The 26,682-nt window shown below is 66.0% G+C and carries 26 protein-coding genes; 12 read left to right on the top strand and 14 right to left on the bottom strand.

Translation table 11 applies throughout. The features are described from left to right. Nucleotides 1-7 precede the first annotated feature (7 nt). The 6 genes from HNO53_RS02385 (at nt 8) to HNO53_RS02360 (ending at nt 6,981) form a co-directional block, all read left to right on the top strand. On the top strand, nt 8-2,689 hold the full coding sequence (locus HNO53_RS02385) for a [protein-PII] uridylyltransferase (RefSeq protein WP_209475937.1): 2,682 nt from the start codon (nt 8-10) through the stop codon (nt 2,687-2,689). Nucleotides 2,690-2,792: 103 nt separating this feature from the next. After that, nucleotides 2,793-3,992 carry a succinyldiaminopimelate transaminase gene (gene dapC / locus HNO53_RS02380; protein WP_209475935.1) on the top strand — a complete coding sequence of 400 codons (1,200 nt, stop codon included), beginning with the start codon at nt 2,793-2,795 and terminating at the stop codon, nt 3,990-3,992. After that, nucleotides 3,992-4,336, top strand: coding sequence for a Spx/MgsR family RNA polymerase-binding regulatory protein (locus tag HNO53_RS02375; protein WP_209475933.1), 345 nt, complete (start codon nt 3,992-3,994; stop codon nt 4,334-4,336). Before dapC ends, HNO53_RS02375 begins: the two co-directional genes overlap by 1 nt. 32 nt (nt 4,337-4,368) lie before the next feature. Then, nucleotides 4,369-5,394: a 2,3,4,5-tetrahydropyridine-2,6-dicarboxylate N-succinyltransferase gene (gene dapD, locus HNO53_RS02370; protein WP_209475931.1), complete on the top strand. Its 1,026-nt coding sequence runs from the start codon at nt 4,369-4,371 to the stop codon at nt 5,392-5,394. Then, on the top strand, nt 5,381-6,553 hold the full coding sequence (dapE, locus tag HNO53_RS02365) for a succinyl-diaminopimelate desuccinylase (protein ID WP_209475929.1): 1,173 nt from the start codon (nt 5,381-5,383) through the stop codon (nt 6,551-6,553). Before dapD ends, dapE begins: the two co-directional genes overlap by 14 nt. Before the next feature lie 20 nt (nt 6,554-6,573). Further along, nucleotides 6,574-6,981 (top strand): hypothetical protein, encoded by a 408-nt coding sequence (locus HNO53_RS02360; protein WP_209475928.1) that lies wholly within the window; start codon nt 6,574-6,576, stop codon nt 6,979-6,981. Nucleotides 6,982-7,087: 106 nt separating this feature from the next. On the opposite strand, the gene HNO53_RS21555 is transcribed toward HNO53_RS02360, so the two are convergent. After that, on the bottom strand, nt 7,088-7,552 hold the full coding sequence (locus HNO53_RS21555; RefSeq protein ID WP_209475926.1) for a cold-shock protein: 465 nt from the start codon (nt 7,550-7,552) through the stop codon (nt 7,088-7,090). A gap of 50 nt (nt 7,553-7,602) precedes the next feature. On the opposite strand from HNO53_RS21555, the gene HNO53_RS02350 reads away from it, so the two are divergent. After that, nucleotides 7,603-7,917: a SlyX family protein gene (locus tag HNO53_RS02350; protein WP_209475924.1), complete on the top strand. Its 315-nt coding sequence runs from the start codon at nt 7,603-7,605 to the stop codon at nt 7,915-7,917. Between the two features lie 200 nt (nt 7,918-8,117). Here the strand turns inward: HNO53_RS02350 and trxB are convergent, their stop codons facing one another. Next, on the bottom strand, nt 8,118-9,071 hold the full coding sequence (gene trxB, locus HNO53_RS02345) for a thioredoxin-disulfide reductase (RefSeq protein ID WP_209475922.1): 954 nt from the start codon (nt 9,069-9,071) through the stop codon (nt 8,118-8,120). Nucleotides 9,072-9,207: 136 nt separating this feature from the next. Then, nucleotides 9,208-9,417, bottom strand: coding sequence for a zinc ribbon domain-containing protein (locus tag HNO53_RS02340; RefSeq protein ID WP_209475921.1), 210 nt, complete (start codon nt 9,415-9,417; stop codon nt 9,208-9,210). 167 nt (nt 9,418-9,584) lie between these two features. Between HNO53_RS02340 and acnA the strand changes: the two genes are divergently transcribed. Then, nucleotides 9,585-12,335, top strand: coding sequence for an aconitate hydratase AcnA (gene acnA, locus HNO53_RS02335; protein WP_209475919.1), 2,751 nt, complete (start codon nt 9,585-9,587; stop codon nt 12,333-12,335). Nucleotides 12,336-12,468: 133 nt separating this feature from the next. Here the strand turns inward: acnA and HNO53_RS02330 are convergent, their stop codons facing one another. The 11 genes from HNO53_RS02330 to radC all read right to left on the bottom strand — a co-directional run bounded on the left by HNO53_RS02330 (nt 12,469) and on the right by radC (nt 22,206). Continuing rightward, on the bottom strand, nt 12,469-14,145 hold the full coding sequence (locus HNO53_RS02330) for an NAD-dependent malic enzyme (protein ID WP_209475917.1): 1,677 nt from the start codon (nt 14,143-14,145) through the stop codon (nt 12,469-12,471). A 123-nt stretch (nt 14,146-14,268) separates the two neighbouring features. After that, complete coding sequence (locus tag HNO53_RS02325; protein ID WP_209475915.1) at nt 14,269-15,474, bottom strand: YeeE/YedE family protein; 1,206 nt, start codon at nt 15,472-15,474, stop codon at nt 14,269-14,271. 117 nt (nt 15,475-15,591) lie between these two features. Further along, a complete protein-coding gene (locus HNO53_RS02320) occupies nt 15,592-16,617 on the bottom strand; it encodes a tryptophan--tRNA ligase (RefSeq protein WP_209475913.1) in 1,026 nt (341 codons plus the stop codon). A gap of 90 nt (nt 16,618-16,707) precedes the next feature. Beyond that, nucleotides 16,708-17,823, bottom strand: coding sequence for an alanine dehydrogenase (ald, locus tag HNO53_RS02315; RefSeq protein ID WP_209475911.1), 1,116 nt, complete (start codon nt 17,821-17,823; stop codon nt 16,708-16,710). A 167-nt stretch (nt 17,824-17,990) separates the two neighbouring features. Next, nucleotides 17,991-18,437: an acyl-CoA thioesterase gene (locus tag HNO53_RS02310; RefSeq protein ID WP_209475909.1), complete on the bottom strand. Its 447-nt coding sequence runs from the start codon at nt 18,435-18,437 to the stop codon at nt 17,991-17,993. 19 nt (nt 18,438-18,456) lie between these two features. After that, a complete protein-coding gene (locus HNO53_RS02305) occupies nt 18,457-18,771 on the bottom strand; it encodes a putative signal transducing protein (RefSeq protein WP_209475907.1) in 315 nt (104 codons plus the stop codon). Between the two features lies 1 nt (nt 18,772). Continuing rightward, a complete protein-coding gene (locus HNO53_RS02300) occupies nt 18,773-19,963 on the bottom strand; it encodes a class I SAM-dependent rRNA methyltransferase (protein ID WP_209475906.1) in 1,191 nt (396 codons plus the stop codon). A gap of 22 nt (nt 19,964-19,985) precedes the next feature. Then, on the bottom strand, nt 19,986-20,810 hold the full coding sequence (gene mutM / locus HNO53_RS02295) for a bifunctional DNA-formamidopyrimidine glycosylase/DNA-(apurinic or apyrimidinic site) lyase (RefSeq protein WP_209475904.1): 825 nt from the start codon (nt 20,808-20,810) through the stop codon (nt 19,986-19,988). 132 nt (nt 20,811-20,942) lie between these two features. Further along, entirely contained in the window at nt 20,943-21,098 is a 156-nt protein-coding gene (rpmG, locus tag HNO53_RS02290) for a 50S ribosomal protein L33 (protein ID WP_016417370.1), read from the bottom strand. A 25-nt stretch (nt 21,099-21,123) separates the two neighbouring features. Further along, entirely contained in the window at nt 21,124-21,360 is a 237-nt protein-coding gene (gene rpmB / locus HNO53_RS02285; protein ID WP_010630182.1) for a 50S ribosomal protein L28, read from the bottom strand. A gap of 171 nt (nt 21,361-21,531) precedes the next feature. After that, nucleotides 21,532-22,206 (bottom strand): RadC family protein, encoded by a 675-nt coding sequence (gene radC, locus HNO53_RS02280; RefSeq protein WP_209475902.1) that lies wholly within the window; start codon nt 22,204-22,206, stop codon nt 21,532-21,534. Nucleotides 22,207-22,348: 142 nt separating this feature from the next. Between radC and coaBC the strand changes: the two genes are divergently transcribed. From coaBC to argB, 4 genes are all read left to right on the top strand, one after another. Next, entirely contained in the window at nt 22,349-23,635 is a 1,287-nt protein-coding gene (gene coaBC, locus HNO53_RS02275) for a bifunctional phosphopantothenoylcysteine decarboxylase/phosphopantothenate--cysteine ligase CoaBC (protein ID WP_209475900.1), read from the top strand. A 53-nt stretch (nt 23,636-23,688) separates the two neighbouring features. Further along, nucleotides 23,689-24,171 (top strand): dUTP diphosphatase, encoded by a 483-nt coding sequence (gene dut, locus HNO53_RS02270; RefSeq protein WP_209475898.1) that lies wholly within the window; start codon nt 23,689-23,691, stop codon nt 24,169-24,171. Between the two features lie 100 nt (nt 24,172-24,271). Continuing rightward, entirely contained in the window at nt 24,272-25,669 is a 1,398-nt protein-coding gene (locus tag HNO53_RS02265) for a phosphomannomutase/phosphoglucomutase (RefSeq protein ID WP_209475896.1), read from the top strand. A gap of 32 nt (nt 25,670-25,701) precedes the next feature. Continuing rightward, complete coding sequence (gene argB / locus HNO53_RS02260) at nt 25,702-26,622, top strand: acetylglutamate kinase (protein ID WP_209475894.1); 921 nt, start codon at nt 25,702-25,704, stop codon at nt 26,620-26,622. Nucleotides 26,623-26,682: the final 60 nt, after the last annotated feature.

Genomic DNA, 26,682 nt, shown 5'->3' with positions numbered 1-26,682 from the left:
AGCCAACATGCTCCTGCACCACTATCGCTTCGTGCCCGACGAGTCGCTGTTCGACGCCGAGACCTTCCGGCGCGAGCTCGCCGGCACGCGCTCTCCCATCGCCCCGTTCAAGGCGGCGCTACGCGACATCCAGGGCCGGCTCGACGAGCGCTTCCACGCCGGTGCCGACATCCGCGACCTGGTGCACGGCCGCGCCTGGTGCCTCGACCAGCTGCTCGGCGTGGCCTGGTCGCTGCAGGCGTGGCCCGACGACGGCGTGGCGCTGCTGGCAGTAGGCGGTTACGGTCGCGGCGAGCTGCACCCCCACTCCGACGTCGACCTGATGCTGCTGCTCGAGGACGACGACGACACCCCCTACCGCGAGCCGCTGACCGCCTTCATCACGCTACTGTGGGACATCGGCCTGGAGATCGGCCACAGCGTGCGCTCGCTGTCGGACTGCGAGCGCGAGGCCGAAGGCGACATCACGGTGATCACCAACCTGATGGAGTCGCGCCTCCTGGCCGGCCCCGAGTCGTTGCGCGAGGCGATGAAGGCGCGCATCGCCCGCGAGCGGATGTGGCCGTCCGATCGCTTCTTCGAGGCCAAGTGGCAGGAGCAGATCGCCCGCCACCACCGCTTCAACAATTCCGAGTATCACCTCGAGCCCAACATCAAGAGTTCGCCGGGCGGACTGCGCGATATCCAGATGATCGGCTGGGTGGCCAAGCGCCACTTCGGCAGCCAGCGCTACGAGGATCTGGTGGCGAACGGCTTCATGAACGATGCCGAGCTGCGCATACTGAGCCAGGGCCAGGCCTTTCTGTGGCAGGTGCGCTACGCCCTGCACATGCTCACAGGTCGCGCCGAGGATCGTCTGCTGTTCGACCACCAGCGCACCATTGCCGAGCTTTTCGGCTTTCGCGATACGCCCGAACGGCTCGCCGTCGAGCAGTTCATGAAGCGCTACTACCGCCATGTCACGGCGCTGGCGGGTCTCAACGACATGCTGCTGCAGCACTTCGACGAAGCGATACTGCGCAGCGGCGAGCGGCTGGAGACCAGCGACCTCAACGAGCGCTTCGTGATCGAGGGCGGCTATATCAAGGCGCGCAACCGCTCGGTGTTTCGCGACCACCCCTATGCGCTACTCGAGCTGTTCCTGCTGATGGCCGAGCATCCCGAGATCGAGGGCGTGCGCGCCGACACTATCCGCCTGATTCGCGATCATCGCCACCTGATCGACGATCTCTACCGTGACGATGCCCAGCACCAGCACCTGTTCATGTCGCTGCTGTGCTCCAGCGGCAACGTGGCGCGCCAGCTGCGGCGCATGAACCGCTACGGCGTGCTGGGCAAGTACCTGCCGGAATTCGGCCAGGCGGTGGGGCTGATGCAGCACGACCTGTTCCACATCTACACCGTGGACGCCCACACCCTGCGCCTGCTCAAGTTCATCCATCAGTTCCGCAAGCCCGAGGCGCGCGACGACTTCCCGGTGGCGGCAGCCTTGGTGCACCAACTGCCCAAGCTGGAACTGCTATGGATTGCCGGGCTCTACCACGACATCGGCAAGGGCCGCGGCGGTGATCACTCGCTGCTAGGCGCCCGCGACGTGGAGCGCTTCGCCGAGCGCCACGGCCTGTCGAGCCGCGACACGCGGCTGGTCAGCTGGCTGGTGGAGAACCATCTGGTGATGTCGATGGTGGCACAGAAACGCGACATCACCGACCCCGACGTGATTCGCGAATTCGCCGTCCAGGTCGGCGACGAGACCCGTCTGGACTACCTCTACGTGCTGACCGTGGCCGACATCAACGCCACCAACCCGACGCTGTGGAACGGCTGGCGCGCCTCGCTGTTGCGCCAGCTCCACGCCGAGACCAAGCGCGCCCTGCGCCGCGGCCTGGACAACCCCCTCGACCGCGAGGAGTGGGTGCGCGAGACCCGCAGCGAGGCGCGCTCGCTGCTGGCCACGGTAGGGGCCGACATCGATCGGGTCGACCGCCTGTGGGAGTCGCTCGGCGAGGAGTACTTCCTGCAGTACGCGCCGAGCGAGATCGCCTGGCAGACCATGGGCATCCTGGCCCACGGGGAGTCCCTTTTGCCGTTGATCCTGATCAGCGCCCCCACCGACGACATGACCGACGGCGGCACCAAGGTGTTCATCCATACCCGCTCGGTGGACGACCTGTTCGCTGCCACCGCCGCAGCCATGGAGCAACTCGGGCTCTCTATCCACGATGCGCGCATCGCCACCTCGAGCAATGACTGGACGCTCAATACCTTCATCGTGCTCGACGATCAGGGCCGCGCCATTCGCGACCCGAATCGCATCGAGGAGATCCGCGCGCATCTCGTCGAGGAGCTCGACGACCCGGACGACTACCCGCAGATAGTCACCCGCCACACGCCGCGCCAACTGCGCCACTTCAAGGTACCCACCGAGGTGTTGATCGAGCAGGACCCGGCCAACGAGCGCACCCTGCTGGAGCTGACCGCCCCGGACCGCCCCGGCCTGCTGGCCCGGGTCGGGCGCATCTTCATGGAGCAGGATATCTCGCTGTCGGCGGCCAAGATCGCCACCCTGGGGGAGCGCGTCGAGGACGTGTTCTTCATTACCGACAAGGCGGGCGCGCCGCTGACCGACCCCGAGCGTCAGCAGCGCCTGCGCGAGCGGCTGATCGAAATGCTGGACGTGGCGGGCTGACGTCACGCCACGTCCGGGTTTGAGGCGAGCCGGGGCCTTCCCTATAATCGTCGGTCTGCCCGCAGACACGACAACGACGCCGACCCACGGCGCCTGGACACCGATGAACCCCGATCTCGACGCCCTCAAGCCTTACCCCTTCGAAAGGCTCGCCAAGCTGAAGGCCGGCGTGACACCTCCCGCCGGGCTCGCGCACGTTCCGCTGACCATCGGCGAACCGCAGCACGCCCCTTTCGCTGCCGCGCTGGAGACGCTCCAGGCGCACCAGCTCGACTTCGCCCGTTACCCGGCCACCGCCGGTATTCCCGAGCTGCGCGACGCCATCGCCGGCTGGGCCAGGCGACGCTTCGGCCTCGAGAGTCTCGACGCCGAGCGTCAGGTGCTGCCGGTCAACGGCACCCGCGAGGCAATCTTCGCCTTCGTCCAGGCCGCGCTGGACCGCACCCGCCCGGCCAGGGTGGCAGTGCCCAACCCCTTCTATCAGATCTACGAGGGCGCCACCCTGCTTGCCGGCGGACAGCCGCTCTACCTGGACTGCCGGGCCGAAAACGGCTTTCGCCCCGACTTCGACGCCGTGCCGGCCGACACCTGGCGCGAGGTTCAGATCGTCTTCCTCTGCTCGCCGGGCAACCCCACCGGCGCGGTGACGCCGCGGGCCGAGTTCGAGAAACTGATCGCCCTGGCCGACGAACACGACTTCATCATCGCCTCCGATGAGTGCTACTCAGAGCTCTACCTCGACGAGGATGCCCCGCCGCCGGGGCTGCTCGAGGCCTGCGCCGCCCTCGGCCGCCACGACTATCGCCGCTGCCTGGTGTTCCATTCGCTCTCCAAGCGCTCCAACCTGCCGGGGCTGCGCTCCGGCTTCGTCGCCGGTGACGCCGGGCTGATCGCCCCGTTCAAGCGCTACCGCACCTATCATGGCTGCGCCATGTCGCTGCCGCTGCAGCATGCCTCGATCACCGCCTGGAACGACGAGGCCCATGTGCGCGACAACCGCCACGCCTATCGCGAGAAGTTCGCCGCGGTGAGCGAAATTCTCGCCCCGGTGCTTGAATTTCCCACGCCCGAAGCCAGTTTCTACCTATGGCCGGCGGTACCGGGCGGTGACGACGAAGCCTTCACCCGAGCACTGTTCTCCATGCAACACGTCAGCGTGCTCCCCGGTTCCTACATGGGGCGCCTGGGCGCCAATGGCACCAATCCCGGGGCAGGCCGCATCCGCCTGGCACTGGTGGCCGAGCTCGACGCCACCGTGGAAGCCGTCCAGCGAATTCGCCGTTTCATCGAAAGGAGTGCATGATGGCGACCCTCTTCGTGATCAAGAACTGCGACACCTGCCGCAAGGCGCGCAAGGCCCTGGACGAGAAAGGACTGCCCTATCAGATCCACGACCTGCGCGAGGATGGCCTCTCCGCCGCTCTGCTCGAGCATATCCTCGCGCAGATCCCGGTGATGGAGGCCATCAATCGGCGCAGCACCACCTGGCGCAACCTGCCCGAGGAGGACAAGCAGGACCTCGATGCCAACAAGGTCCGCGCGCTGGTCATGGCCAATCCGACCCTGCTCAAGCGGCCGTTGCTCGATACCGGCGACGAGATACGCATCGGCTATCGCGACGGCGACTACGACGATCTCAAGGGCTGAAGCCCATCCCCTTCAAGACGTGAGGACACCACATGCTGAGTTTTGCCTTCGGAATCGGCACCCAGAACACCCAGGGCGACTGGCTGGAGATCTACTATCCGGCGCCGCTGCTCAAGCCGGATGCCAGCCTGGTGGAGGCCGTCGGCAAGGTGCTCGACGTCCCCGCCGGCAACAGCGCCATCAGCTTCCTGCCCGAACACTGCGCCAAGCTTGGTGAGGCGCTAACGGCAGCGGGCCACGTCGCCCAGGCCGAGCTGGTCGAAGCATTGGCCGCCAGCCAGCGCCCGCTGGTCGCCACTTTCCTGGAAAACGACCTGCCGCCGCAGAGCGCGCCCGAGGTCTATCTCAAGCTGCACCTGCTGTCGCATCGCCTGGTCAAGCCCCACGGCGTCGACCTCACCGGCATGTTCGGCCTGCTGCGCAACGTGGCCTGGAGCAGTGAAGGGCCGATCGACATCGAGGAGCTCCCTGCCCGCCGCCTCAAGGCGCGCCTTGAGGGCCGCACGCTGTCGGTGGACTGCGTCGACAAGTTTCCCAAGATGACCGACTACGTGGTGCCCAGCGGCGTGCGCATCGCCGATACCGCCCGGGTGCGCCTGGGCGCCTACCTGGGCGAAGGCACCACCGTGATGCATGAGGGGTTCGTCAACTTCAACGCGGGCACCGAAGGTCCCGGCATGATCGAGGGCCGCATCTCCGCCGGCGTGATGGTGGGCAGGGGCTCCGACCTGGGCGGCGGCTGCTCCACCATGGGCACCCTGTCCGGCGGCGGCAACATCGTCATCAAGGTCGGCGAGGGCTGCCTGATCGGTGCCAACGCCGGTATCGGCATTCCGCTGGGTGACCGCTGCACCGTGGAAGCCGGGCTCTACATCACTGCCGGCGCCAAGGTGACCCTGCTCGACGACCAGGGCCAGGAAGTCAGGACCGTGGCGGCGCGCGAGCTGGCCGGCCAGAGCGACCTGCTGCTGCGACGTAATTCGCAGAACGGTCGCATCGAGTGCCTGACCAACAAGAGCGCCATCGCGCTCAACGAGGCTCTGCATGCCAACGACTGATCCACGAGGGCTCTCCGCGACCCTGCAGCTCGCCTTCGAGCTGATTCGCCGCCCCTCGGTCACCCCCGACGACCTCGGCTGCCAGGCGCTGATGATCGAGCGCCTGGAGCGGCTAGGCTTTCACATCGAGCGCCTGCCCTTCGGCGACGTGGAGAACTTCTGGGCCACCCATGGCCATCACGGCCCGGTACTGGCCTTTGCCGGCCATACCGACGTGGTGCCGAGCGGGCCCCACGTGCACTGGGATACGCCCCCCTTCGAGCCCTGCATCGATGACGAAGGCATGCTGCGCGGCCGCGGCTCGGCCGACATGAAGGGCAGCCTGGCGGCGATGATCACCGCAGTGGAGCGTTTCGTCAGCGCACATCCCGACCACCACGGACGGATCGCCTTTCTGATCACTTCCGACGAGGAAGGGCCCGCCGTGGACGGCACCCGGGCGGTGGTCGAGCACCTGCGCGAGCGCAACGAGCGCCTCGACTACTGCATCGTCGGCGAACCCTCCTCCACCGACGTACTCGGCGACGTGATCAAGAACGGTCGGCGCGGCTCGCTGGGCGGCGTGCTACACATCCGGGGCGTGCAGGGGCACGTGGCCTACCCGCACCTGGCGCGCAACCCGATCCACCAGGCCATGCCGGCACTCGACGCGCTGGTACGTGAGCACTGGGACGGCGGCAACGACTTCTTCCCCGCCACCAGCTTTCAGATCTCCAACCTGCGTGCCGGCACCGGTGCGACCAACGTCATACCCGGCGATGTGGAAGTCGTGTTCAACTTCCGCTTCTCCACCGAGGTGACCCATGAGCAGTTGCGCTCACGCACCGAAGCGATACTCGATGCCCACGGCCTCGAGTACCAGCTCGACTGGACCCTCAACGGCGAGCCGTTCCTGACCGCCGAGGGTGAGCTGGTGGAGGCCGCCCTGCACGGCGTGGAGGCCGTGCTCGGTGGTCGCCCCAGGCTCTCGACCAGCGGCGGCACCTCGGATGGGCGCTTCATCGCCACGCTGGGCAGCCAGGTCGTGGAGCTGGGGCCTCGCAACGCCACCATTCACCAGACCAACGAGCACGTTCGCGCCGCCGACCTCGACGACCTGAGTCGAATCTACGAGGCGATCCTGACCAAGCTTTTCACCAACGGCACCGCCCAGCCTTGACCGCGCCGAGAGGGATCACCATGCCACACCAGCACGACAGTCACCTGCGCTACCCCGACATCGAGATCTACTTGCGCCAGCCCCAGCCGGGTGCGATCGATGCCTGGCTCGGCGAGACGCTGGATGCGGCCCCGCTGCGCGGCGCCGGCCGGGGCAAGTGGCAAACGCGAGGTCATCACGAGGGGCACGAGGTCCCGGTGCTGCTGGTCGAGAAGGCCGCCGATGGCTTCGCCAGCCTGTGGTTCGACAGCTCGCATACCCCGTGGCTGAGGGACTGCGACTGTGCCCGCGACGCCGCTGCACGGCTCGGCTGCGAGGTACGCTGCTCGCTGGGTGGCTGGCAGCCCGGCGACGATCCCGACCGCTTCTGGCAGGTGCTTCCCGACGGCAGCGAAAACGCCATCGACTGGCCGGATTCCGGCCAGTGAGCCTAAACGTCATCGCCCCGCATGTTCTGAAACATGCGGGGCGATGTTCTTGAAGCCTGACCTGCTCGCAAAAGCTGCCGAGCGATGGCCAGGCCAGGTACTTCGTTCAAGTGATTACGGTGACATCGTCGGCTTGTAGTCCCCGTTCATTTTCGATCACGTAGTAGCGCACCTTCTGACCCTCGGCCAGGGTACGATGGCCGCGACCGCGGATGGCGCGGAAATGCACGAACACGTCCTCCCCGCTCTCGCGCTTGATGAAACCATAGCCCTTGTTGACGTTGAACCACTTGACCTCTCCGATCTCGCGATCGTCGTTCTCCACGGCGGCGAGCACCGCCAGTTGAGGGCTTACCGCATGGGTGGCCAGGGTGGCGACGAGCAGCAGCACGAACACGGCGAGAGACACGGTAACATAGCCCGCAATGTAGCCGTCGGGCTCCAGCAGGGTAAGCAGCTGCTGGGGTAGTCCGACATCGGCCAGGGCCAGTGACAGGGCAATCAGCAACGGTGCCGGCAGCGCCAGCAGCAGGCTGATCAACGTACAGCGAATGATAACCTTGCGATTCATGGATCCGTATTGCTCACTTGTTATGTGGAATTGGCGAAACAGGATGTCTGATGACGACACGACCCGAGGCCCTATCGCCCAATGAAGGTGTCACGATGAACAGCGACACACAGCGCGACGATTCTAGCATGAGCCTTTCCCGGGTGCTCGCCACCCGGCTCGAAGCACTGGAGAGCCGCATCGCCTACCAGGAGCACTGGCTGGACACGCTGGACCAGGCCGTTGCCAATCAGGAACGGCGCCTGGCGCAGCTGGAGCGGATCAATACCCTGATGCAGGAAAAGCTGCGCGACCAGCAGCGGGCGCTGCAGGATTCGGAGATGACGGCACCGTCACCGCAGGACGAAGTGCCGCCGCACTATTGATGGGATATCGATAGTTACAGTCCCGCGCCGCTTCCCGAGGCTTGCTCGCGCCTTTACCGGCGCCAGGGTTACGCGGAGGCGCTGTGAACCCATCCCTGGGCGCTACTTTTGCCATCCATGGCAAAAGACCTCCGCTACACCCTGCCCCCGGTGCCGCTCGCCTCCAGCTAAGCGCCACAGATCCCGGAAGGTGAGAATAATCAGACGAGGTCGTCGAGGTAGCGCTCCGCATCCAGCGCCGCCATGCAGCCGGTACCGGCAGAGGTCACCGCCTGGCGGTAGACATGATCCATCACGTCGCCGGCGGCGAACACGCCGGGAATGCTGGTGGCGGTGGCGTTGCCCTCGAGGCCGGACTTCACCTTGATGTAGCCGTCGTGCATCTCCAGTTGGCCCTCGAAGATGGCGGTGTTGGGGCTGTGGCCGATGGCGATGAAGACGCCGGGGACCTCGAGCTCCTTGACGCTGCCGTCGACGGTGGAGCGAATACGCACGCCGGTCACGCCGCTGGCGTCGCCCAGCACCTCTTCCATCACATGGTTCCACTCGAGCACGACGTTACCGTTCTCGGCCTTCTCGCGCAGCTTGTCCTGCAGGATCTTCTCCGCACGCAGGCTGTCGCGACGATGCACCAGGGTCACCTTGGAGGCAATATTGGAGAGATAGAGCGCCTCTTCCACGGCGGTATTGCCGCCTCCCACCACCACGACCTCCTTGTTGCGGTAGAAGAAGCCATCGCAGGTGGCACAGGCCGATACCCCCTGGCCCATGAACTGCTGCTCGGAGGGTAGCCCCAGATAGCGGGCGCTGGCACCGGTGGCGATGATCAGCGCATCGCAGGTGTAGCTGCCGCTGTCGCCCTTGAGGGTGAAGGGGCGGTTGCGCAGGTCGACCTCGTGGATATGGTCGAACAGTACTTCGGTATCGAAGCGCTCGGCATGACGCTTCATGCGCTCCATCAGTTCCGGCCCCTGCACGCCGGCATCGTCGCCGGGCCAGTTGTCCACGTCGGTGGTAGTGGTCAACTGACCGCCGGCCTGGATGCCGGTGATCAGCACCGGCTTGAGATTGGCCCGGGCCGCGTAGACCGCAGCGGTATAGCCGGCCGGACCGGAACCGAGAATGATCAAGCGTTCGTGACGCGCTTCGCTCATGAAGGGAATCCTCGCAGCTCGAAAACAAGATGAGGCTTGTCATGTCCCCGGTCGCTGCCTTGGCGACCCGCCGGGGCAAGGGTTGTCGCCATTGTACCAGCCTCGGAGGCCGAGAGCGTCGTCCTGCCCCACGCTTTCACAGCACTTCGTCGTCGCGCCCCAGCATCAGGGCATCGAGCTCTCCCGTCAGCGGCGACACTTCCACCCGAAGCTGGATCGGTGCACAACAATAGGGGCAGTCTTCCCACGTCTGGTGGCTGCCCTGAGTGATATCCACGAGCAGGTCGAAGGGCATACTGCAGTAGGGGCAGTTGACCGGATGAGTGTCGAGCCGCTCTTCATGCATGACGAAAACTCCCGGCGCTGCTCCCCTCTAGGGCGGCGGCGCCACGCAACAGGCTTTCATTCAGCATAGAAACCCTGGGCAGCGCTTGAAAGGGGGACCTATCATGACCATGTGTTAAGCATGAGAGCGAAGAAAAGGACCGTTCACTACCGTGACAGGAGACCTTCATGAGCCGTGACGAGATGCCGGACACCCTGCAGACCCTGGACGCCGGCGGCACCACCTATCACTACTACAGCCTGCCGCAGGCAGCCGATGCCCTGGGCAACATCGACAGGCTGCCGAAGACGCTGAAGATCCTGCTCGAAAACCAGCTACGCTTCGCCGACGACCCGAGCGTTGCGCGCGAGGACTTGCAGGCGCTGGTCGACTGGCAGCAAGGCGGGCGCTCCGACCGCGAAATCGGCTACCGCCCGGCCCGGGTGCTGATGCAGGACTTCACCGGCGTGCCCGGCGTGGTGGACCTGGCCTCGATGCGCGCCGCGGTGCAGAAGCTCGGCGAGGACCCTTCACGCATCAACCCGTTGTCGCCGGTGGATCTGGTCATCGATCACTCGGTGATGGTCGACAAGTACGGCAACCCTACCGCCTTCAAGGACAACGTCGCCATCGAGATGGAGCGCAACCGGGAGCGCTACGAGTTCCTGCGCTGGGGCCAGGACGCCTTCGACAACTTCCGCGTGGTGCCGCCGGGCACCGGCATCTGCCATCAGGTCAACCTGGAGTACCTGGGCCGTACGGTGTGGACCAAGGAAGAAGACGGCAAGACCTTCGCCTATCCGGATACGCTCGTGGGCACCGACTCCCACACCACCATGATCAACGGCCTCGGCGTGCTGGGCTGGGGTGTCGGCGGCATCGAGGCCGAAGCCGCCATGCTCGGCCAGCCGGTGTCGATGCTGATTCCCGAGGTGGTGGGCTTCAAGCTCACCGGCAAGCTCAAGGAAGGCATCACCGCCACCGATCTGGTGCTGACGGTGACCCAGATGCTGCGCAGCCGCGGCGTGGTGGGCAAGTTCGTCGAGTTCTACGGTGACGGCCTGGCCGACCTGCCACTGGCCGACCGCGCCACCATCGCCAACATGGCGCCGGAGTACGGCGCCACCTGCGGCTTCTTCCCGGTCGACGACGAGACGCTCGCCTATCTGCGACTGACCGGCCGTGACGATGCCCAGATCGAACTGGTGGAGGCGTACAGCAAGGCCCAGGGGCTGTGGCGCGAAAGCGGGGACGAACCGATCTTCAGCGACACCCTGCACCTGGACCTGGGCGACGTCGAGGCCAGCCTGGCCGGCCCCAAGCGCCCCCAGGACCGCGTCGCGCTGAAGGACATGAAGGTCACCTTCGAGAGACTGATGGAGGGCGAGCAGAACGGCACGCCGACTCCCAGTGAGGAGAAGGGACGGCTCTACTCGGAGGGTGGCCAGACGGCGGTCGGTGTGCACGAGAGCTATGAGCACCATGACAGCCAGGACGTCGAGCTGGACGGCGAGCGGTTCATGCTCAACCCCGGCGCCGTGGTGATCGCCGCCATCACCTCCTGCACCAACACCTCCAACCCCAGCGTGATGATGGCCGCCGGGCTACTGGCGCGCAACGCCCTGGCCAAGGGGCTCAAGACCAAGCCCTGGGTCAAGACCTCGCTGGCACCGGGCTCGAAGGTGGTCACTGAGTATCTCGAAGCGGGTGGCGTCAACGACGACCTCGACGCCCTCGGCTTCAACCTGGTGGGCTACGGCTGCACCACCTGCATCGGCAACTCCGGCCCGCTGCCGCCTCCCATCGAGAAGGCGATCGAGGACGGCGATCTCACCGTGGCCTCGGTACTCTCCGGCAATCGCAACTTCGAGGGCCGCATCCATCCGCTGGTGAAGACCAACTGGCTCGCCTCGCCGCCGCTGGTGGTGGCCTACGCCCTGGCCGGCAACGTACGCCTCGACCTCAGCCGCGATCCACTGGGCGAGGACAAGGACGGCAACCCGGTCTACCTGCAGGACATCTGGCCCTCTCAGGCCGACATCGCCAGTGCCGTGGAAAAGGTCAAGACCGAGATGTTCCGCAAGGAGTACGCCGAGGTGTTCGAAGGCGACGAGACCTGGAAGGCGCTGCAGGTACCGCAGAGCCAGGTCTACGAGTGGTCGCCCTCCTCGACCTACATCCAGCACCCGCCCTTCTTCGAGGGCATGGGCCGCGACCCGGAACCGATCGAGGACGTCCGGGACGCCCATATCCTCGCCCTGCTGGGCGACTCGGTGACCACCGACCACATCTCGCCGGCCGGCGCCATCAAGCCCGACAGTCCCGCCGGGCGCTACCTGCAGGAGCGCGGCATCAAGCCGGTGGACTTCAACTCCTACGGCTCGCGGCGTGGCAACCACGAGGTAATGATGCGCGGCACCTTCGCCAACGTGCGTATCCGCAACGAGATGCTCGACGGCGTGGTCGGCGGCGAGACCCGCCACGTGCCCTCGGGCGAGCAGATGGCGATCTACGACGCCGCCATGAAGTATCAGGAGAAGGAGACGCCGCTAGTGGTGGTGGCCGGCAAGGAGTACGGCACCGGCTCCTCGCGCGACTGGGCGGCCAAGGGCACGCGTCTGCTCGGCGTGCGCGCCGTGCTGGCCGAGTCCTACGAGCGCATCCACCGCTCCAACCTGATCGGCATGGGCGTGGTGCCGCTGCAGTTCCCCGAGGGCGAGGATCGCAAGAGCCTCGGCCTGACCGGCGACGAGACGGTCTCGATCGAGGGCTTGGCCGATCTCACCCCGGGCGGCAAGGTGACGGTCACGGTGAAGAGCGCCAAGGGCGAGAAGAAGCTCGAGGCCCTGTGCCGCATCGACACCGCCAACGAGCTGGAGTACTACCGCCATGGAGGCATCCTCCACTACGTGCTGCGGCGCATGATTGGCGCGGCGTAAGACCGCCGTTCCTTCATTCTGCATCCATGCAAAAGCCCCTGTCGGGTAACCGGCAGGGGCGACTTGTATCGGGCTTCGAGCCTCAGGCTGCATTTAGCTCTCAGCTCGAGTCTCGTAGCCCGTGGCTTGCCACCTAGAACGCGCGGCGACGATAGGACCTGTACTCCGGCGTCCAGCTGCTGCGCTCGATGGCCTGACGCAGCTTGATGCCGTCGGTGCGCAACGCCACGCCTTCCTGCTGGGCCTGAGCGGCGACCTCGAAGGCGATGGCCTTGGACAGCTCGCGAATCTGCGATAGCGCGGGCAACAGCGAGCCTTCGCCCTCCCTCACCAGCGGCGCCTCGCGGGCCAGCGCTCGGGAAGCGGTCATCAGCATGGTGTCGGTGATGCGCCTGGCGCCGCTTGCCACGACGCCCAAGCCGATCCCGGGGAAGATGTAAGCGTTGTTGCACTGGGCAATGGGGTAGGTCTTGCCACCGTACTCCACCGGCGGGAAGGGGCTGCCGGTCGCCACCAGCGCCTGGCCGTCGGTCCACTCGAGCACGTCGGCGGGCGTCGCCTCGGCGCGGGAGGTGGGGTTGGAGAGCGGCAGGATGACCGGCCGCTCGCAGCCGGCGTGCATGGCACGAATCACGTCCTCGGAAAACAGCCCCGGCTGCCCCGAGACGCCGATCAGCACGGTGGGCTGGACATGGCGCGCCACCTCGAGCAGTGATTGGTCCTGCCACCCCTCGACGAGTTCGGGCTCATGGGCCAGGCGACGCTGGAAGTCGCGCAGCCACGGCTGGTCCGTGGTCACCAGACCGTCACGGTCGACCATGTACACGCGCCGTCGTGCCTCCTTTTCGGAGAGCCCCTCGGCCTGCATCGCCACGATCACCTGTTCGGCGATGCCACAGCCGGCGGAGCCGGCACCGACGAACACCACGCGCTGGTCGGCAACGGTCTCATCACGCGCCTGGCAGGCCGCCATCAGCGTGCCCACCGCAACGGCGGCGGTACCCTGCACATCGTCATTGAAGCAGCATAGCTGGTCGCGGTAGCGCTCCAGCAGCGGCACGGCGTTGGCCTGGGCGAAGTCCTCGAACTGCAGCAGCACGTTGGGCCAGCGGCGCTTCACCGCGGCGATGAACTCGTCGACGAAGGCATCGTACTCCTCCTGGGAGATACGCGGGTGGCGCCAGCCCATGTACATCGGGTCGTCGAGCAGGGCCTGGTTGTTGGTGCCCACGTCGAGGGTGATCGGCAGCGTATAGGCCGGGCTGATGCCCCCGCAGGCGGTATACAGCGCCAGCTTGCCGATCGGAATACCCATGCCGCCGATGCCCTGGTCGCCGAGGCCGAGGATGCGTTCGCCGTCGGTGACCACGATCACCTTGACCCGGTCCTTGGTGGCGCTGCGCAGGATGTCGTCCATGCGCTCGCGGTCGGGGTAGCTGACGAACAGGCCGCGGTGGCTGCGGTAGATATTGGAGAACTCCTCACAGGCCTGGCCCACCGTGGGGGTATAGATGATAGGCAGCATCTCCTCGAGATGCTGCATCACCAGGTGGTAATAGAGGGTCTCGTTGTCGTCCTGGATCGCCCGCAAGTGAATGTGCCGCTCCAGGTCGCTGTGGCACTGCTGGTACTGGCGGTAGGCGCGTTCGGCCTGCTCCTCGATGGACTCCACGTTCTGCGGCAACAGGCCGACCAGATTGAACTCGAGCCGCTCCTCGCGGGTGAAGGCGCTGCCTTTGTTGAGCAGCGGCATCTCGAGCAGCGAAGGACCAGCGTAGGGAATATAGAGTGGACGTTTGCTTTCGGGCATCTCTTGTCTCGATACGGTGACTGGAACCGGGCCGTAGGGAACGCTCGACGGGGCGAGTTTCCCAAGCGCTCTGGCGGCGCGTTGGCGTAACTCTACCACGCCTCTCGAGCCGTGGCGCAAAGCTCAACTTACCTTGGCCCGGGTCCTGTCGCGGGGCGGACGACCGAAGAACAGCGGGCGCAGTCGCACGCCGAGCATGTTGCCGGCGAAACCCGCCACCAGCCACGCCCAGCCGTGCAGGCTGCCCGAGGCGATGCCGCTGAAGTAGGCGCCGATGTTGCAGCCGAACGCCAGCCGGGCTCCATAGCCGAGCAGCAGGCCGCCGATCACCGCCGCCGCCACCGAGCCCAGCGGAATCCGCAGGGTCGGAGAGAAGCGCCCGGCCAGGGTGGCAGCGACCATGGCACCTAGGATGATCCCCACGTTCATCACCGTGGTGATGTCGCTCCACACGCTGGCCCCAAGTGCCGCGGCGTTGCCCGGACTCTGCCAGTAGCTCCACTGGCTGACGTCGCCACCAAGGATTTCGTAAGCCTTGGCACCCCACAGGGCGAAGGCGGAAGTGATGCCCCAGGGGCGGCCGGCCAGCGCCAGGGTGGCAAAGTTGAGCAGCGCCAGCGCCACGGCACCGAGCAGCAGCGGCCAGGGACCGGTTAGCCAGCGCCCCTGGCCAAAGTTGGCCCGTGGCGCCTCCTCCAACCCGCCGTGGCGGCGCTTTTCCAGCAGCACCGTGAGCACGCCAATGGTGCCGAACAGCGCCAGGCTCACGGCGATGCCGCCTCCCGCGCCGAAGGTCTGCACCAAGGACACCGGTCGAAAGGCCGGCAAACTCATCCACCAGCCGAAATGTGCGGTGCCGATCAGCGAGCCGACGATAAAGAAGAGCAACGTGATCATCATGCGCGCATTGCCGCCCCCGGCGGTAAACAGCGTGCCCGAGGCACAGCCGCCGCCGAGCTGCATGCCGATACCGAACAGGAAGGCGCCCACCACAACCGAAACGCCGATCGGCGCCACGAAGCCGGTCACGCCCTGCCCCCAGAGGGTACCTGCACCGAGCGCAGGGAAGAACAGCACCACGGCGATGGCCAGCATGACCATCTGCGCGCGCAGTCCGCGCCCGCGGCGCTCGCTGATGAAGACCCGCCAGGCGCCGGTGAAGCCAAAGGCGGCGTGGTAGAGCGACACCCCCAGCAACGCCCCGACGACCAGCAGCAGGCCCAGGCGCGTACCGTAGACCAGGCCTACCATCAGGGCGGCGGCCAGCAGCAACGCTCCCAGCACCAGAGAGACCCGACGCGGACGCACCGCATCCACCGCAGTGATCATGTCTCTTCTCCTCTCGACACTCTCATGCAGCGTGGCAAGTTTCGCCGATGCGCGCCAACCGGCCATCAGAACGAGACAGGGCGCCAAGAAGGCGCCCCGGGTACGGTACACAACCGCTCAGACGAAGCGCCCCAGTCCCACGGCATGGCGCAGCCTGTCCATGAACGGTGCCGCCTCGGCGCGTGCGCGTTCGGCCCCCTTGAGCAGCACGTTCTCGATGTGCCCCGGATCCTCCATCAGCGCCACGTAGCGCTCGCGAGGTTCGCGCAGTTGCTCGTTGAGAAGCTCGAACAGGCGGTTCTTGACCTCGCCCCAGCCGATGCCGCCGGCGTACTCGCCGCGCATCGCCTCACGCTCCTCGCGCGTGGCAAAGGCGGAGTAGATCTGGAACAGGGTGCAGCCCTCCGGGTCCTTGGGCTCGCCGGGCTCCAGCGAGTTGGTCTTGATCTTGCGCACCAGCTTGAGCAGCTTCTTCTCTGAGACGAACAGCGGAATGGTATTGTTGTAGCTCTTGGACATCTTGCGCCCGTCGAGGCCGCCCAGCACCGCCACGTCGTCGTCCACTACCGCCTCGGGCAGGGTAAAGAACTCACCTTTGTAGAGATGGTTGAAGCGCCCGCCCATGTCGCGTGCCATCTCGATGTGCTGGATCTGGTCGCGACCCACCGGCACCTTGTTGGCGTTGAACATCAGGATGTCGGCGGCCATCAGCACCGGATAGCCGAACAGGCCCATGGTAATGCCCTTGTCGGGGTCCTGGTTGCCCGCGGCCTCGTTCTCGGCCACCGCCGCCTTGTAGGCGTGGGCGCGGTTCATCAGGCCCTTGGCGCAGACGCACGACAGCATCCAGGTCAGCTCGGGGATCTCGGGAATGTCCGACTGACGGTAGAAGATGGCGTTGTCGGTATCGAGTCCCAGCGCCAGCCAGGTGGCAGCGATCTCCAGGCGCGATTCCTGCACGCGCTGGGGGTCCTGGCACTTGATCAGCGCATGCAGGTCGGCGAGAAAGTAGTAGGACTGCACGCTCGGGTCCTGGCTCGCGGCGATGGCGGGCTTGATGGCCCCGACGTAGTTGCCCAGGTGGGGCGTACCGGTCGTGGTGATGCCGGTGAGAACGCGTGTCTTCTGGGAAGCTGCACTCATGGAAAGCGGACTCTGCTGTCGGAAATGCCCGCTATGTTAACGCGAGGGGGCAGGCAAGGCGACCTGCCCCCGCTTCAAACGAATCGGCCGTTACCGCACCAGGCTGGCGGGATCGACGCTCTCAAGGCCAAACGCCTCGGCCACGGCGCGGTAGGTCACCTGGCCGTCGTGGACGTTGAGCCCAGGCAGGAAGTGGGCATCGTCGGCCAGCGCCCGCTTCCAGCCCTTGTCGGCCAGGGCGATGACGAACGGCAGAGTGGCGTTGGTCAGCGCCTGGGTCGAGGTGCGCGCCACCGCACCCGGCATGTTGGCCACGCAGTAGTGAACGACACCGTCGACCATGTAGGTCGGCTCGGCATGGGTGGTGGGTTTGCTGGTCTCGAAGCAGCCGCCCTGGTCGATGGCCACGTCCACCAACACGCTGCCGGGCTTCATGTCGGCGAGCATGGCGCGGGTGATCAGCTTGGGCGCGGCGGCACCGGGAATCAGCACGGCACCGACGATCAGGTCGCTCTCGCGCACCGCCTCGTCGATGGCGTCGGCGGTGGAGAAGACGGTCTTCATGCGGCCCTGATAGCGGTCGTCGAGCACCTCGAGGCGCGGAATCGACTTGTCGAGCACGGTGACCTCGGCGCCCAGGCCCAGCGCCATGCGGGCGGCATTTTCGCCCACCACGCCTCCGCCGATCACGGTCACCTTGCCCGGTGCCACGCCGGGTACGCCCGGCAGCAGCACGCCGGAGCCGCCCTGGGCCTTCTCCAGGCTGTGAGCGCCAGCTTGAATGGCCATGCGCCCAGCCACGGTGCTCATGGGTGCCAGCAGCGGCAGGCCGCCCTGGCGGTCGGTGACGGTTTCGTAGGCGATGCAGGTGGCCCCGCTCTCCATCAGGCCACGAGTCAGCTTCTCCTCGGCCGCCAGGTGCAGGTAGGTAAACAGGGTCTGGCCGCGGGAGAGGCGTGCCACCTCCTCCGCCTGCGGCTCCTTGACCTTGAGAATCAGCTCGGCGTCGTCCCACAGGGTATCGACGTTGGCTTCTAGCCGGGCGCCGGCCACCTCATAATCGGCATCGGAGAAGCCAGCCCCTTCCCCGGCGCCCACCTGAACGGTCACCGAATGGCCTCGCGTCGCCAGTTCCCGCGCCCCCGTGGGAGTCAGGGCGACGCGATACTCATGGTTCTTGATTTCCTTCGGCACGGCGATCTTCATTGGGCACCTCCTGAGCGTCTGCTGCATGTTGTTAGGTATACGACACGCGCATTACAGCACAGGAAGTCAAAACATGAAGCACAGGAAACCAACAACGGCAAAAATCCATGCAATGCCGTTTATTAGCAGAAAATCAGTACAAAAGACCCGACCCTGACGAAAAAATATCAGCCTTTCTCGACAATGAGCGCACCGCCGTAGACGGTTACGTACTCCTCGGGTAGACGCCGTGGACGCCCGCTGGAGAGCTCGATGCAGGCGAAGCGGGTGCGAGCACGCAGCAAGGTGCGACCATCGGCCGGGCGAACGAGTTGGAAGCGCCGCGTCAGCGTGAGGCGGCCATCGCAGCCAACGATCCAGGTGGCAAGTACCAGGCGCTCCCCTTCGAAGGCCGGCGCCAGGTAATCGAGTTCGTGGCGATGCACCGCCATGGCGCGGTCCAGTTCACGATAGCGGGCCAGATCGAGGCCGAGGTGTTTCGAATGCGCCCAGCTCACCTGCTCGACCCAGCGCAGGTAGGCGGCATTGTTGGCATGGCCGTACTCGTCGATGGCCGAGGCTTCCACCTCAAGCTCGATGACGAACGGTCCGGGAAGATCCCATTCCTGTGGCATGGTGCACTCCGTTGCAGGTTCAGGCTTTGGGCGTGCCGCAGCGCCAGCAGGCTTCGAAGACACCATCCAGCGTTTCGCCGCAGTTCGAACAGCGCCACTCCGCCTGCTCGGTGCTGCCCGCCATGGCATCGCGAATCAGGCTCTCTGCACGCTCGCGATTGTGTTCGGCCACCCACACCTCGGGTTCGCACTCGCCCAGCGGCAGCTCGCCGGCGCCACCGGCCAGCACCATGTTGCGCAGTTCCACGGGAATGCCCGCCGCGGCCAGCAGGTTGCGCACGTGGCTGACCAGCAGCGAATTGGAGTGGGCGAAGACGCGAACGTAGCCAATCATTTCAATCCCGGAAAACCCTTACGCCGAGAGCCTTCAGATAGGCGGTCTCGGGAATGGCCGGGTGCACCGGGTGGTCCGCCGCCTGATGGCCTTGATAAATCACCTGGCCGTGACGATCCTGGTGGCGCACCGCACCGCGCACCACGTCCACCAGCCGCTCCGGCGCCAGGTGCATGGAGCACGAGGCCGACAGCAGCAGTCCGTCGCGTCCCAGCAGGCGCATCGCCTCGCGGTTGAGCTTGGCATAGGCGCGCTCGCCGTTGGGAATGTCCTTGCGTTTCTTGATGAAGGCCGGCGGGTCGAGGATTACCACATCGAACTGCTCGCCGTCGGCCTTGAGCGCGGCCAGTGCCTCGAAGGCATCGGCTTCGCCTACCGCCACCTGCTCGTGCAGGCCGTTCAGGGCCGCATTCTCGGCTACCCGCTCCAGCGCCTGGGCGCTGGCGTCCACGCACAGCACCTCGCTGGCACCATGGGCCGCTGCCTGCACGCCCCAACCGCCGACATAGCTGAATACGTCCAGCACCCGCTTGCCGGCGACCAGGCCGTTGAGCCAGGCGCGGTTGGCGCGATGATCGAAGAACCAGCCGGTCTTTTGGCCATCGAGCACCGGCACGTGGAAGCGCACGCCGTTCTCCTCCATCGGTACCGGCCCGTCGAGCTCGCCCTTGGCCACGGTGACCTGGCGCTCGAGCTGCTCCTGCCGGCGCCCCGAGGAGTCGTTCTTGAACACGATGACCCGCGGCGAGAGCACTTTGTCCAGCGCCGCCACGACCTCCTCGGCGAGGCGCTCCATGCCCAGCGTATTGAGCTGTACCACGAGGACATCGTCGAAGCGGTCCACTACCAGCCCCGGCAACAGGTCACCCTCGCCGTGCACCAGCCGGTAGTAGGGTTTGGCATACAGCCGCTGGCGCAGCGCCAGAGCCTGGTTGAAGCGGTGCACCAGCAGCGAGCGGTCGAGCCGCATGCCGGGGTCGCGTGACAGCACCCGGGCACAGATCAGCGAGTTGGGATTGACGTAGGCCACGCCCATGGCCTTGCCATTGGCGGCCTCGACGATTACCTGGCCGCCCGGTTCGAGGCCCTTGAGGGGCGTGGCCTCGACGTCGACCTCGTTGGAGTAGAGCCACAGGTGACCGGCCTTGAGGCGGCGGTCGGCGTTCTTCTTGAGGCGCAGGGTCTGGGTCATGGTTCGTCTCGTGGAGTGGGGGTCATTTTTGGCAAGCAGGGCAGAAGACACTGGCCCGCTGCCCCAGCGTTACCAGGCGCAGCTCGCCGTTGCAGCGCCGGCAGCCCTGGCCATGACGACCATAGACGTTGAGGCGCTGCTTGAAGTAGCCCGGCTCACCGGTGCCACTGACGAAATCGCGCAAGGTGGTACCGCCCTGGGTAATGGCGGCGGCCAGCACCTCTCGCACCGCCGCGGCCAGGCGCTCGTAGCGCTCGCGCGAGATGCGCCCCGCCGCGCGTCGTGGGTCGATGCCGGCCAGGAACAGCGCCTCGCTGGCGTAGATGTTGCCCACGCCCACCACCACGGCATTGTCCATCAGGAACGGCTTGACCGCCATGCGCCGACCGCGCGAGAGCCGGTAGAGCCGCTCGCCGTCGAAGGCCTCGGAGAGCGGCTCGGGCCCCAGGTTCACCAGCCGCGGGTCGCTCTCCTGGCTGCCGGCGAGCCAGTCGACGAAGCCGAAGCGACGCGGATCGTGATAGCGCAGAATGGCACCGCCGTCGAACACCAGGTCGACGTGGTCGTGTTTCTTGGGCAATTCGCCCAGCCGGGCGATGCGCAGGCTGCCCGACATGCCCAGGTGCCAGATCAGGCTGCCGGCGCCTTCGCCCTCGAGCGGCAGCAGCAGGTACTTGGCGCGTCGCGAAAGCGTGCCGATGCGCGAGCCCACCAAGCGCTCGATTAAGTCGTCCGGCACCGGCACGCGCAGGCGCGGCTGCCGCACGATCGCCTCGACGATCTCGCGCCCCTCAACGTGGGGGGCGATGCCGAGCCGGGTGGTCTCGACTTCGGGAAGCTCGGGCATGGTGAAAATCCCGGAAATAGATACGCCTGAACCCGGTAAAAACCGGGTTCAGGAGGACAGGTCTTGCTACCTGCGGCTGGAAGCCGTCAAGTCGCCCAGGACGCCCGCCGCAACGGAAAGCGCCGGATCGGGTTACTTGATCTTGGCTTCCTTGTACATCACGTGCTTGCGGACAACCGGATCGTACTTCTTGAATTCGAGCTTGTCCGGGGTGTTCCGCTTGTTCTTGTCAGTGGTGTAGAAGTGGCCGGTACCGGCGCTGGACACCAACTTGATCTTGTCGCGCATGACTGCTGTCTCCCTGTTTGGTCGCTTAGACGGCTTCGCCGCGCTTGCGGATGTCGCTGAGCACCGCGTCGATGCCCTTCTTGTCGATGATGCGCATACCCTTGGAGGAGACCCGCAGCTTGACGAAGCGGTTCTCGGACTCCACCCAGAAACGGTGGGTGTGCAGGTTCGGCAAGAAGCGACGGCGGGTCTTGCGCTGGGAGTGTGAAACGTTGTTACCAGTCACCGGGCGCTTGCCGGTAACCTGACATACTTTGGACATGGGAGCCTCCAACCGCTTGGCCAGGTGGTCAAACCTGTGTGTTCAAAACCTGTCGGGCAAACCGGGAACGACCCCGTTGTCATTTGACCCAAGGGAATTCAAAGGCTGCACTTTATAGCAGAGTGCGCCCCGGCAGGCAATAGTAGGCGCGTATTCTACCTTTCCTGCCGCCTAAAGCCACCCTCTCTCTGCAAAAGATACGACTTCCCCATCGCCGACCACGAAGTGGTCCAGCACGCGAATCTCGAACAATCCCAGCGCTTCGCGCAGCCGCTCGGTGATGCGCCGGTCGGCATCGGAGGGCTCGGCCACCCCGGAAGGGTGGTTATGGGCGAAGATTATCGCGCCGGCGCCCAGCTCAAGCGCGCGGCGCGCAACCTCGCGCGGGTAGACCGAGGCACTGTCCAGCGTACCCCGGAACAGCGACTCGAAGCGGATCACGCGATGCTGGGTATCGAGGAACAGCGCGGCGAACTCCTCGTGCCCCAGGTGGCGCAACTGGGTGGCCAAGTAGGCCCGCACCAGCGTGGGTGAGGTCAACGCATTGCCGCGGGCGAGTTGAGCCGCCAGGTGGCGCTTGGAGAGTTCGAGGGTAGCCTGGAGCTGGACGAACTTGGCCGTGCCCAGGCCGCGTTCGGCGCAGAAACGCGTCTGGTCGGCCTCGAGTAGCTGACGCAGGCCGCCGAACGCTCCTAGCAGATCGCGGGCCAGATCCACCGCCGAGCGCCCCGCCACCCCCACGCGCAGGAAGATCGCCAGCAGCTCGGCGTCGGACAACGCCTCGGCGCCCAGCGCCAGCAGTTTCTCACGCGGGCGCTCGCCCTCGGGCCAGTCGCGAATCGACATCCCCTGTCTCCTTGCTACGCTTTCCATGGGTTAATTAGCGTCAGCCATTGTAACCGACTCACGCGACAGGATGCGGCTGCGCAAGTTCAACGGCAGTGGTAAGGTTAACGGTCGGGGTCAGGTTCCAGCTCAGGAAGTTTTCATGACAACGCAGTCCGCCCATCGGCTCGCCGGCCGGCGTATTCTGCTCGGCATCAGCGCCGGCATCGCCGCCTACAAGAGCGCCCAGCTCGCCCGTCTGCTCAAGCAGTCGGGCTGCGAAGTGCGTGTGGTGATGACCGAAGGCGCACAGGCCTTCATCACGCCGCTGACGCTGCAGGCGCTGACCGGCGAACCGGTGCGCACCTCGCTGCTCGATCCCGAAGCCGAGGCCGGCATGGGCCATATCGAACTGGCTCGCTGGGCCGAAACGATCCTGATCGCCCCGGCCACTGCCGACCTGATGGCGCGCCTGGCTCAGGGCATGGCCGACGATCTGCTCACCACGCTGTGCCTGGCCAGCGATGCCGAGAAAATGATGGCGCCTGCCATGAACCAGGCCATGTGGCGCCACGTCGCTACCCAGCGCAACGCCGAGCGCCTGGCACAGGACGGCTGGCGGCTGCTGGGGCCTGCCAGCGGCGACCAGGCCTGCGGCGACGTGGGGCCAGGCCGCATGCTCGAGCCCGAGGCGATCATGGCCGAGCTTATCCTGCCGAATCGCGAGATAGCGCACGGCCAGGCTGCGCTTGGCGGTGAGATGCCGGGCCGCGGCCTGCATGTGGTAATCACCGCCGGCCCCACCCGTGAGCCGCTGGACCCGGTGCGCTACCTCTCCAACCACAGCTCGGGAAAGATGGGCTTTGCGCTGGCCGCCGCCGCTGCCGAGCTCGGCGCCCGGGTCAGCCTGATCAGCGGCCCGGTGATCCTGCCGACCCCCGCGGGAGTCGAGCGAACCGACGTGGAGACGGCGCGACAGATGCACGAGGCGAGCCGTCTCCTGGCGGCCGATTGCGATATCTTCATCGGCTGCGCCGCCGTGGCGGATTATCGCGCCGAGGCCGTCGCGGAGCACAAGATCAAGAAGACCGAGGGCGAAGAGGCTCTCAGCCTGAGGCTGATCAAGAACCCGGATATCATCGCCGATATCGCCAAGCTCCGGGATACCTCAGGAGGGCGTCCCCTGGTCGTGGGCTTTGCGGCAGAGACTCGCGAGCTCGAGACATACGCGCGCGACAAGCTCGAGCGCAAGCGGCTGGACATGATCGTTGCCAATGACGTCTCGACCGCGGGCCTGGGCTTCGGCGCCGACGACAACGCTGCCCTGCTGCTGTGGCGTGACGGCGAGGGAGAAGGTGGCGCGAGTCTGCCGCCACAGCCCAAGTCCGAGCTCGCCAGGGCGGTGATCGAGCGGGCGCTCGGCTGCCTGACCTCGCGCCCCGTGCATTGAGCGCCGCCCCGAACCTATCCGAATCCAGAACCAGTGAACCCGACGGAGCGACCATGCCCGAGTCACAACACACCAGGCCAACCCACCGCCCGCGGCTGGAGGTCAAGCTGCTCGACGAGCGGCTGCACGACTACATGCCCCGCTACGCCACGCTGGGATCGGCCGGGATGGACCTGCGCGCTCTGCTCGAGGCGCCGCTTACCCTCGAGCCCGGCCAGTGCGAGCTGGTACGCACCGGCCTCGCCATCCATATCGGCGACCCGGGCCTGGCCGGCCTGATCCTGCCGCGCTCAGGACTGGGCCACAAGCACGGTATCGTGCTCGGCAACCTGGTGGGGCTGATCGACTCGGACTACCAGGGCGAGCTGATGATTTCCGTCTGGAACCGCGGCCATACCACCTTCGTGCTGGAGCCCTTCGAGCGTCTGGCTCAGTATGTCCTGGTACCGGTGGTCCAAGCCGAACTCGAGGTCGTCGACGACTTCGAGGCCAGCCTGCGCGGCGAAGGCGGCTTCGGCAGTTCGGGTCGCCACTGATCGCAGAACGCCGCGAGCGTCCCAAGGAGCGGTGACGCCCGGCAGCAGTCCCTTCGCAACCTGATATCCACGAACTCACACTGTCTGACAAGGAACCGCTATGAGCCAAGTCGAGAACAGCAGCGTACCGGCCTCCATCTTCCGCGCCTACGACATCCGCGGCATCGTCGACGACACCCTGACCGAGGCCACCGTCGAGCAGATCGGTCGTGCCATCGGCTCGGAGGCCGCCGCCCGCAACGAAGCCACCGTGGTGGTGGCCCGCGACGGCCGCCTCTCCGGTCCGCGGCTCAGCGAGGCACTGATACGCGGCCTGACCGCCGCCGGACGCAACGTGGTCGACATCGGCATGGTGCCCACGCCGGTGCTCTACTTCGCCACTCACGTGCTGGAGGGCACCGCCTCCGGGGTAATGGTCACCGGCAGCCACAACCCGCCGGACTACAACGGCTTCAAGATCGTGCTGGGCGGCGAGACCCTCTCAGGCGAGGCGATCACTGCGCTGTACCAGCGCATCGCGTCCGGCGATCTCGTCGAGGGCCAGGGCAGCGTACGTCACGAGGACGTGCGCGACGCCTACCTCGAGCGAATCGTCGGCGACATCAAGCTCGAGCGCCCGATCAAGGCGGTGGTCGACTGCGGCAACGGCGTAGCCGGCGAGCTGGGTCCCAAGCTGATCGAGCGGCTCGGCGCCGACACCGTGCCGCTGTTCGCCGAGATCGACGGTAACTTCCCCAACCATCACCCCGACCCGGGCAAGCTCGAAAACCTGCAGGATGTGATCCGCACGGTGAAGGAGACCGGCGCCGACATCGGCCTGGCCTTCGACGGCGACGGTGATCGTCTCGGCGTGGTCACGCCGAGTGGCAAGCTGATCTATCCCGATCATCTGATGATGGCTTTCGCCGAGGACATGCTATCGCGCAACCCCGGCGCCCGGGTGATCTTCGACGTCAAGTGTACCGGCAATCTGGCTGGCGTGGTCGAGCGGGCCGGCGGCACGCCGGAGATGTGGCGCACCGGCCACTCGTTGATCAAGGCACGCATGAAGGAGACCGGTGCGGCACTCGCCGGCGAGATGAGCGGTCATATCTTCTTCCAGGAACGCTGGTACGGTTTCGACGACGGCCTCTACGGCGCCGTCCGGCTGCTGGAGATCCTCGCCAAGCAGGACGACGATGCCGACGCCTACTTCGCTCGCTACCCGCAGGATATCGGCACGCCCGAGATCAACGTCCACGTCACCGACGAGAACAAGTTCGAGCTGGTCGATAAGTTGGCTCGCGAGGGCGACTTTGGCGACGATGGCGTCAAGACCACCCTCGACGGCATCCGCGTCGATTACCCTGACGGTTGGGGCCTTTGCCGCGCCTCCAACACCACGCCGGTGCTGGTGCTGCGCTTCGAGGGCAAGAGCGACGCGGCCCTCGAGCGCATCCGCAACCGTTTCGCCGACGCCCTCACGCAGGTCGATCCGGCGCTGACGCTGCCGAGCTGACGGCAGCGTTTTCGATTCCCTGAGGAAGGACCATGACCGAAACGACTCGTGACCCGCGGCTGGTAGTGGAAGTGCTCTCCGAGGCACTTCCCTACATTCAGCGCTTCTCCGGCAAGACCGTCGTCGTCAAGTACGGCGGCAACGCCATGACCGAGGACACCCTGATCGACTCCTTCGCCCGCAACATGGTACTGATGAAGGAAGTGGGGATTAACCCTGTGGTGGTCCACGGCGGCGGGCCACAGATCGGCGAACTGCTGGCCAAGCTCAAGATCGAATCGCGCTTCGTCAACGGCATGCGGGTCACCGACTCGCAGACCATGGACGTTGTGGAGATGGTGCTTGGCGGCCTGGTCAACAAGGGCATCGTCAACCTGATCAACCAATGTGGCGGCAAGGCGATCGGCCTCACCGGCAAGGATGGCGCCCAGATCCGCGCGCGCCAGCTCAAGGTGGAACACAAGACGCCGGAAATGACCGCCCCCGAGATCATCGACATCGGCCACGTGGGAGAAGTCGAGCATGTCTCCACCGACCTGATCGAGATGCTCGCCGAGCGCGACTTCATTCCGGTGATCGCCCCGATCGGCGTCGATGCCCAGGGCCACAGCTACAACATCAATGCCGATCTGGTGGCGGGCAAGGTGGCCGAGGCACTGGGCGCCGAGAAGTTGATGCTGCTGACCAACGTGGCCGGCCTGATGAACGCCGAGGGCGAGGTGCTCACCGGGCTGACCACTGCCCAGGTGGACGCTTTGATCGCCGACGGCACCATTCATGGTGGTATGCTGCCCAAGATCCGCTGCGCGCTCGACGCCGTGAAAGGCGGCGTGCGCAGCGCGCATATTATCGACGGCCGCGTGCCGCATGCCACGCTGCTGGAAATCTTCACCAATGCCGGGGTCGGTACCCTGATCACCGATGCCGACCAGCAAGGGAACGACAACGACTGAAGGAGTCCTCGCTCCGTACCGGCCAGGGGCGAGGGCCTCCGGCCATCCAATAACCAGAAG

This window comes from Billgrantia antri, from assembly GCF_017868935.1.
Lineage (GTDB): Bacteria > Pseudomonadota > Gammaproteobacteria > Pseudomonadales > Halomonadaceae > Halomonas > Halomonas antri.
Note: the sequence above shows the minus strand (reverse complement) of the source record. Positions and strands in the feature narration are given on the sequence as shown.

What these genes read in the sequence shown, in the direction of transcription:
- HNO53_RS02385 (WP_209475937.1), top strand. Translation starts at nt 8, where the DNA reads ATGCTCCTGCACCACTATCGCTTCGTGCCCGACGAGTCGCTGTTCGAC.
- dapC (WP_209475935.1), top strand. Translation starts at nt 2,793, where the DNA reads ATGAACCCCGATCTCGACGCCCTCAAGCCTTACCCCTTCGAAAGGCTC.
- HNO53_RS02375 (WP_209475933.1), top strand. Translation starts at nt 3,992, where the DNA reads ATGGCGACCCTCTTCGTGATCAAGAACTGCGACACCTGCCGCAAGGCG.
- dapD (WP_209475931.1), top strand. Translation starts at nt 4,369, where the DNA reads ATGCTGAGTTTTGCCTTCGGAATCGGCACCCAGAACACCCAGGGCGAC.
- dapE (WP_209475929.1), top strand. Translation starts at nt 5,381, where the DNA reads ATGCCAACGACTGATCCACGAGGGCTCTCCGCGACCCTGCAGCTCGCC.
- HNO53_RS02360 (WP_209475928.1), top strand. Translation starts at nt 6,574, where the DNA reads ATGCCACACCAGCACGACAGTCACCTGCGCTACCCCGACATCGAGATC.
- HNO53_RS21555 (WP_209475926.1), bottom strand. Translation starts at nt 7,552, where the DNA reads ATGAATCGCAAGGTTATCATTCGCTGTACGTTGATCAGCCTGCTGCTG.
- HNO53_RS02350 (WP_209475924.1), top strand. Translation starts at nt 7,603, where the DNA reads ATGACGACACGACCCGAGGCCCTATCGCCCAATGAAGGTGTCACGATG.
- trxB (WP_209475922.1), bottom strand. Translation starts at nt 9,071, where the DNA reads ATGAGCGAAGCGCGTCACGAACGCTTGATCATTCTCGGTTCCGGTCCG.
- HNO53_RS02340 (WP_209475921.1), bottom strand. Translation starts at nt 9,417, where the DNA reads ATGCATGAAGAGCGGCTCGACACTCATCCGGTCAACTGCCCCTACTGC.
- acnA (WP_209475919.1), top strand. Translation starts at nt 9,585, where the DNA reads ATGAGCCGTGACGAGATGCCGGACACCCTGCAGACCCTGGACGCCGGC.
- HNO53_RS02330 (WP_209475917.1), bottom strand. Translation starts at nt 14,145, where the DNA reads ATGCCCGAAAGCAAACGTCCACTCTATATTCCCTACGCTGGTCCTTCG.
- HNO53_RS02325 (WP_209475915.1), bottom strand. Translation starts at nt 15,474, where the DNA reads ATGATCACTGCGGTGGATGCGGTGCGTCCGCGTCGGGTCTCTCTGGTG.
- HNO53_RS02320 (WP_209475913.1), bottom strand. Translation starts at nt 16,617, where the DNA reads ATGAGTGCAGCTTCCCAGAAGACACGCGTTCTCACCGGCATCACCACG.
- ald (WP_209475911.1), bottom strand. Translation starts at nt 17,823, where the DNA reads ATGAAGATCGCCGTGCCGAAGGAAATCAAGAACCATGAGTATCGCGTC.
- HNO53_RS02310 (WP_209475909.1), bottom strand. Translation starts at nt 18,437, where the DNA reads ATGCCACAGGAATGGGATCTTCCCGGACCGTTCGTCATCGAGCTTGAG.
- HNO53_RS02305 (WP_209475907.1), bottom strand. Translation starts at nt 18,771, where the DNA reads ATGATTGGCTACGTTCGCGTCTTCGCCCACTCCAATTCGCTGCTGGTC.
- HNO53_RS02300 (WP_209475906.1), bottom strand. Translation starts at nt 19,963, where the DNA reads ATGACCCAGACCCTGCGCCTCAAGAAGAACGCCGACCGCCGCCTCAAG.
- mutM (WP_209475904.1), bottom strand. Translation starts at nt 20,810, where the DNA reads ATGCCCGAGCTTCCCGAAGTCGAGACCACCCGGCTCGGCATCGCCCCC.
- rpmG (WP_016417370.1), bottom strand. Translation starts at nt 21,098, where the DNA reads ATGCGCGACAAGATCAAGTTGGTGTCCAGCGCCGGTACCGGCCACTTC.
- rpmB (WP_010630182.1), bottom strand. Translation starts at nt 21,360, where the DNA reads ATGTCCAAAGTATGTCAGGTTACCGGCAAGCGCCCGGTGACTGGTAAC.
- radC (WP_209475902.1), bottom strand. Translation starts at nt 22,206, where the DNA reads ATGTCGATTCGCGACTGGCCCGAGGGCGAGCGCCCGCGTGAGAAACTG.
- coaBC (WP_209475900.1), top strand. Translation starts at nt 22,349, where the DNA reads ATGACAACGCAGTCCGCCCATCGGCTCGCCGGCCGGCGTATTCTGCTC.
- dut (WP_209475898.1), top strand. Translation starts at nt 23,689, where the DNA reads ATGCCCGAGTCACAACACACCAGGCCAACCCACCGCCCGCGGCTGGAG.
- HNO53_RS02265 (WP_209475896.1), top strand. Translation starts at nt 24,272, where the DNA reads ATGAGCCAAGTCGAGAACAGCAGCGTACCGGCCTCCATCTTCCGCGCC.
- argB (WP_209475894.1), top strand. Translation starts at nt 25,702, where the DNA reads ATGACCGAAACGACTCGTGACCCGCGGCTGGTAGTGGAAGTGCTCTCC.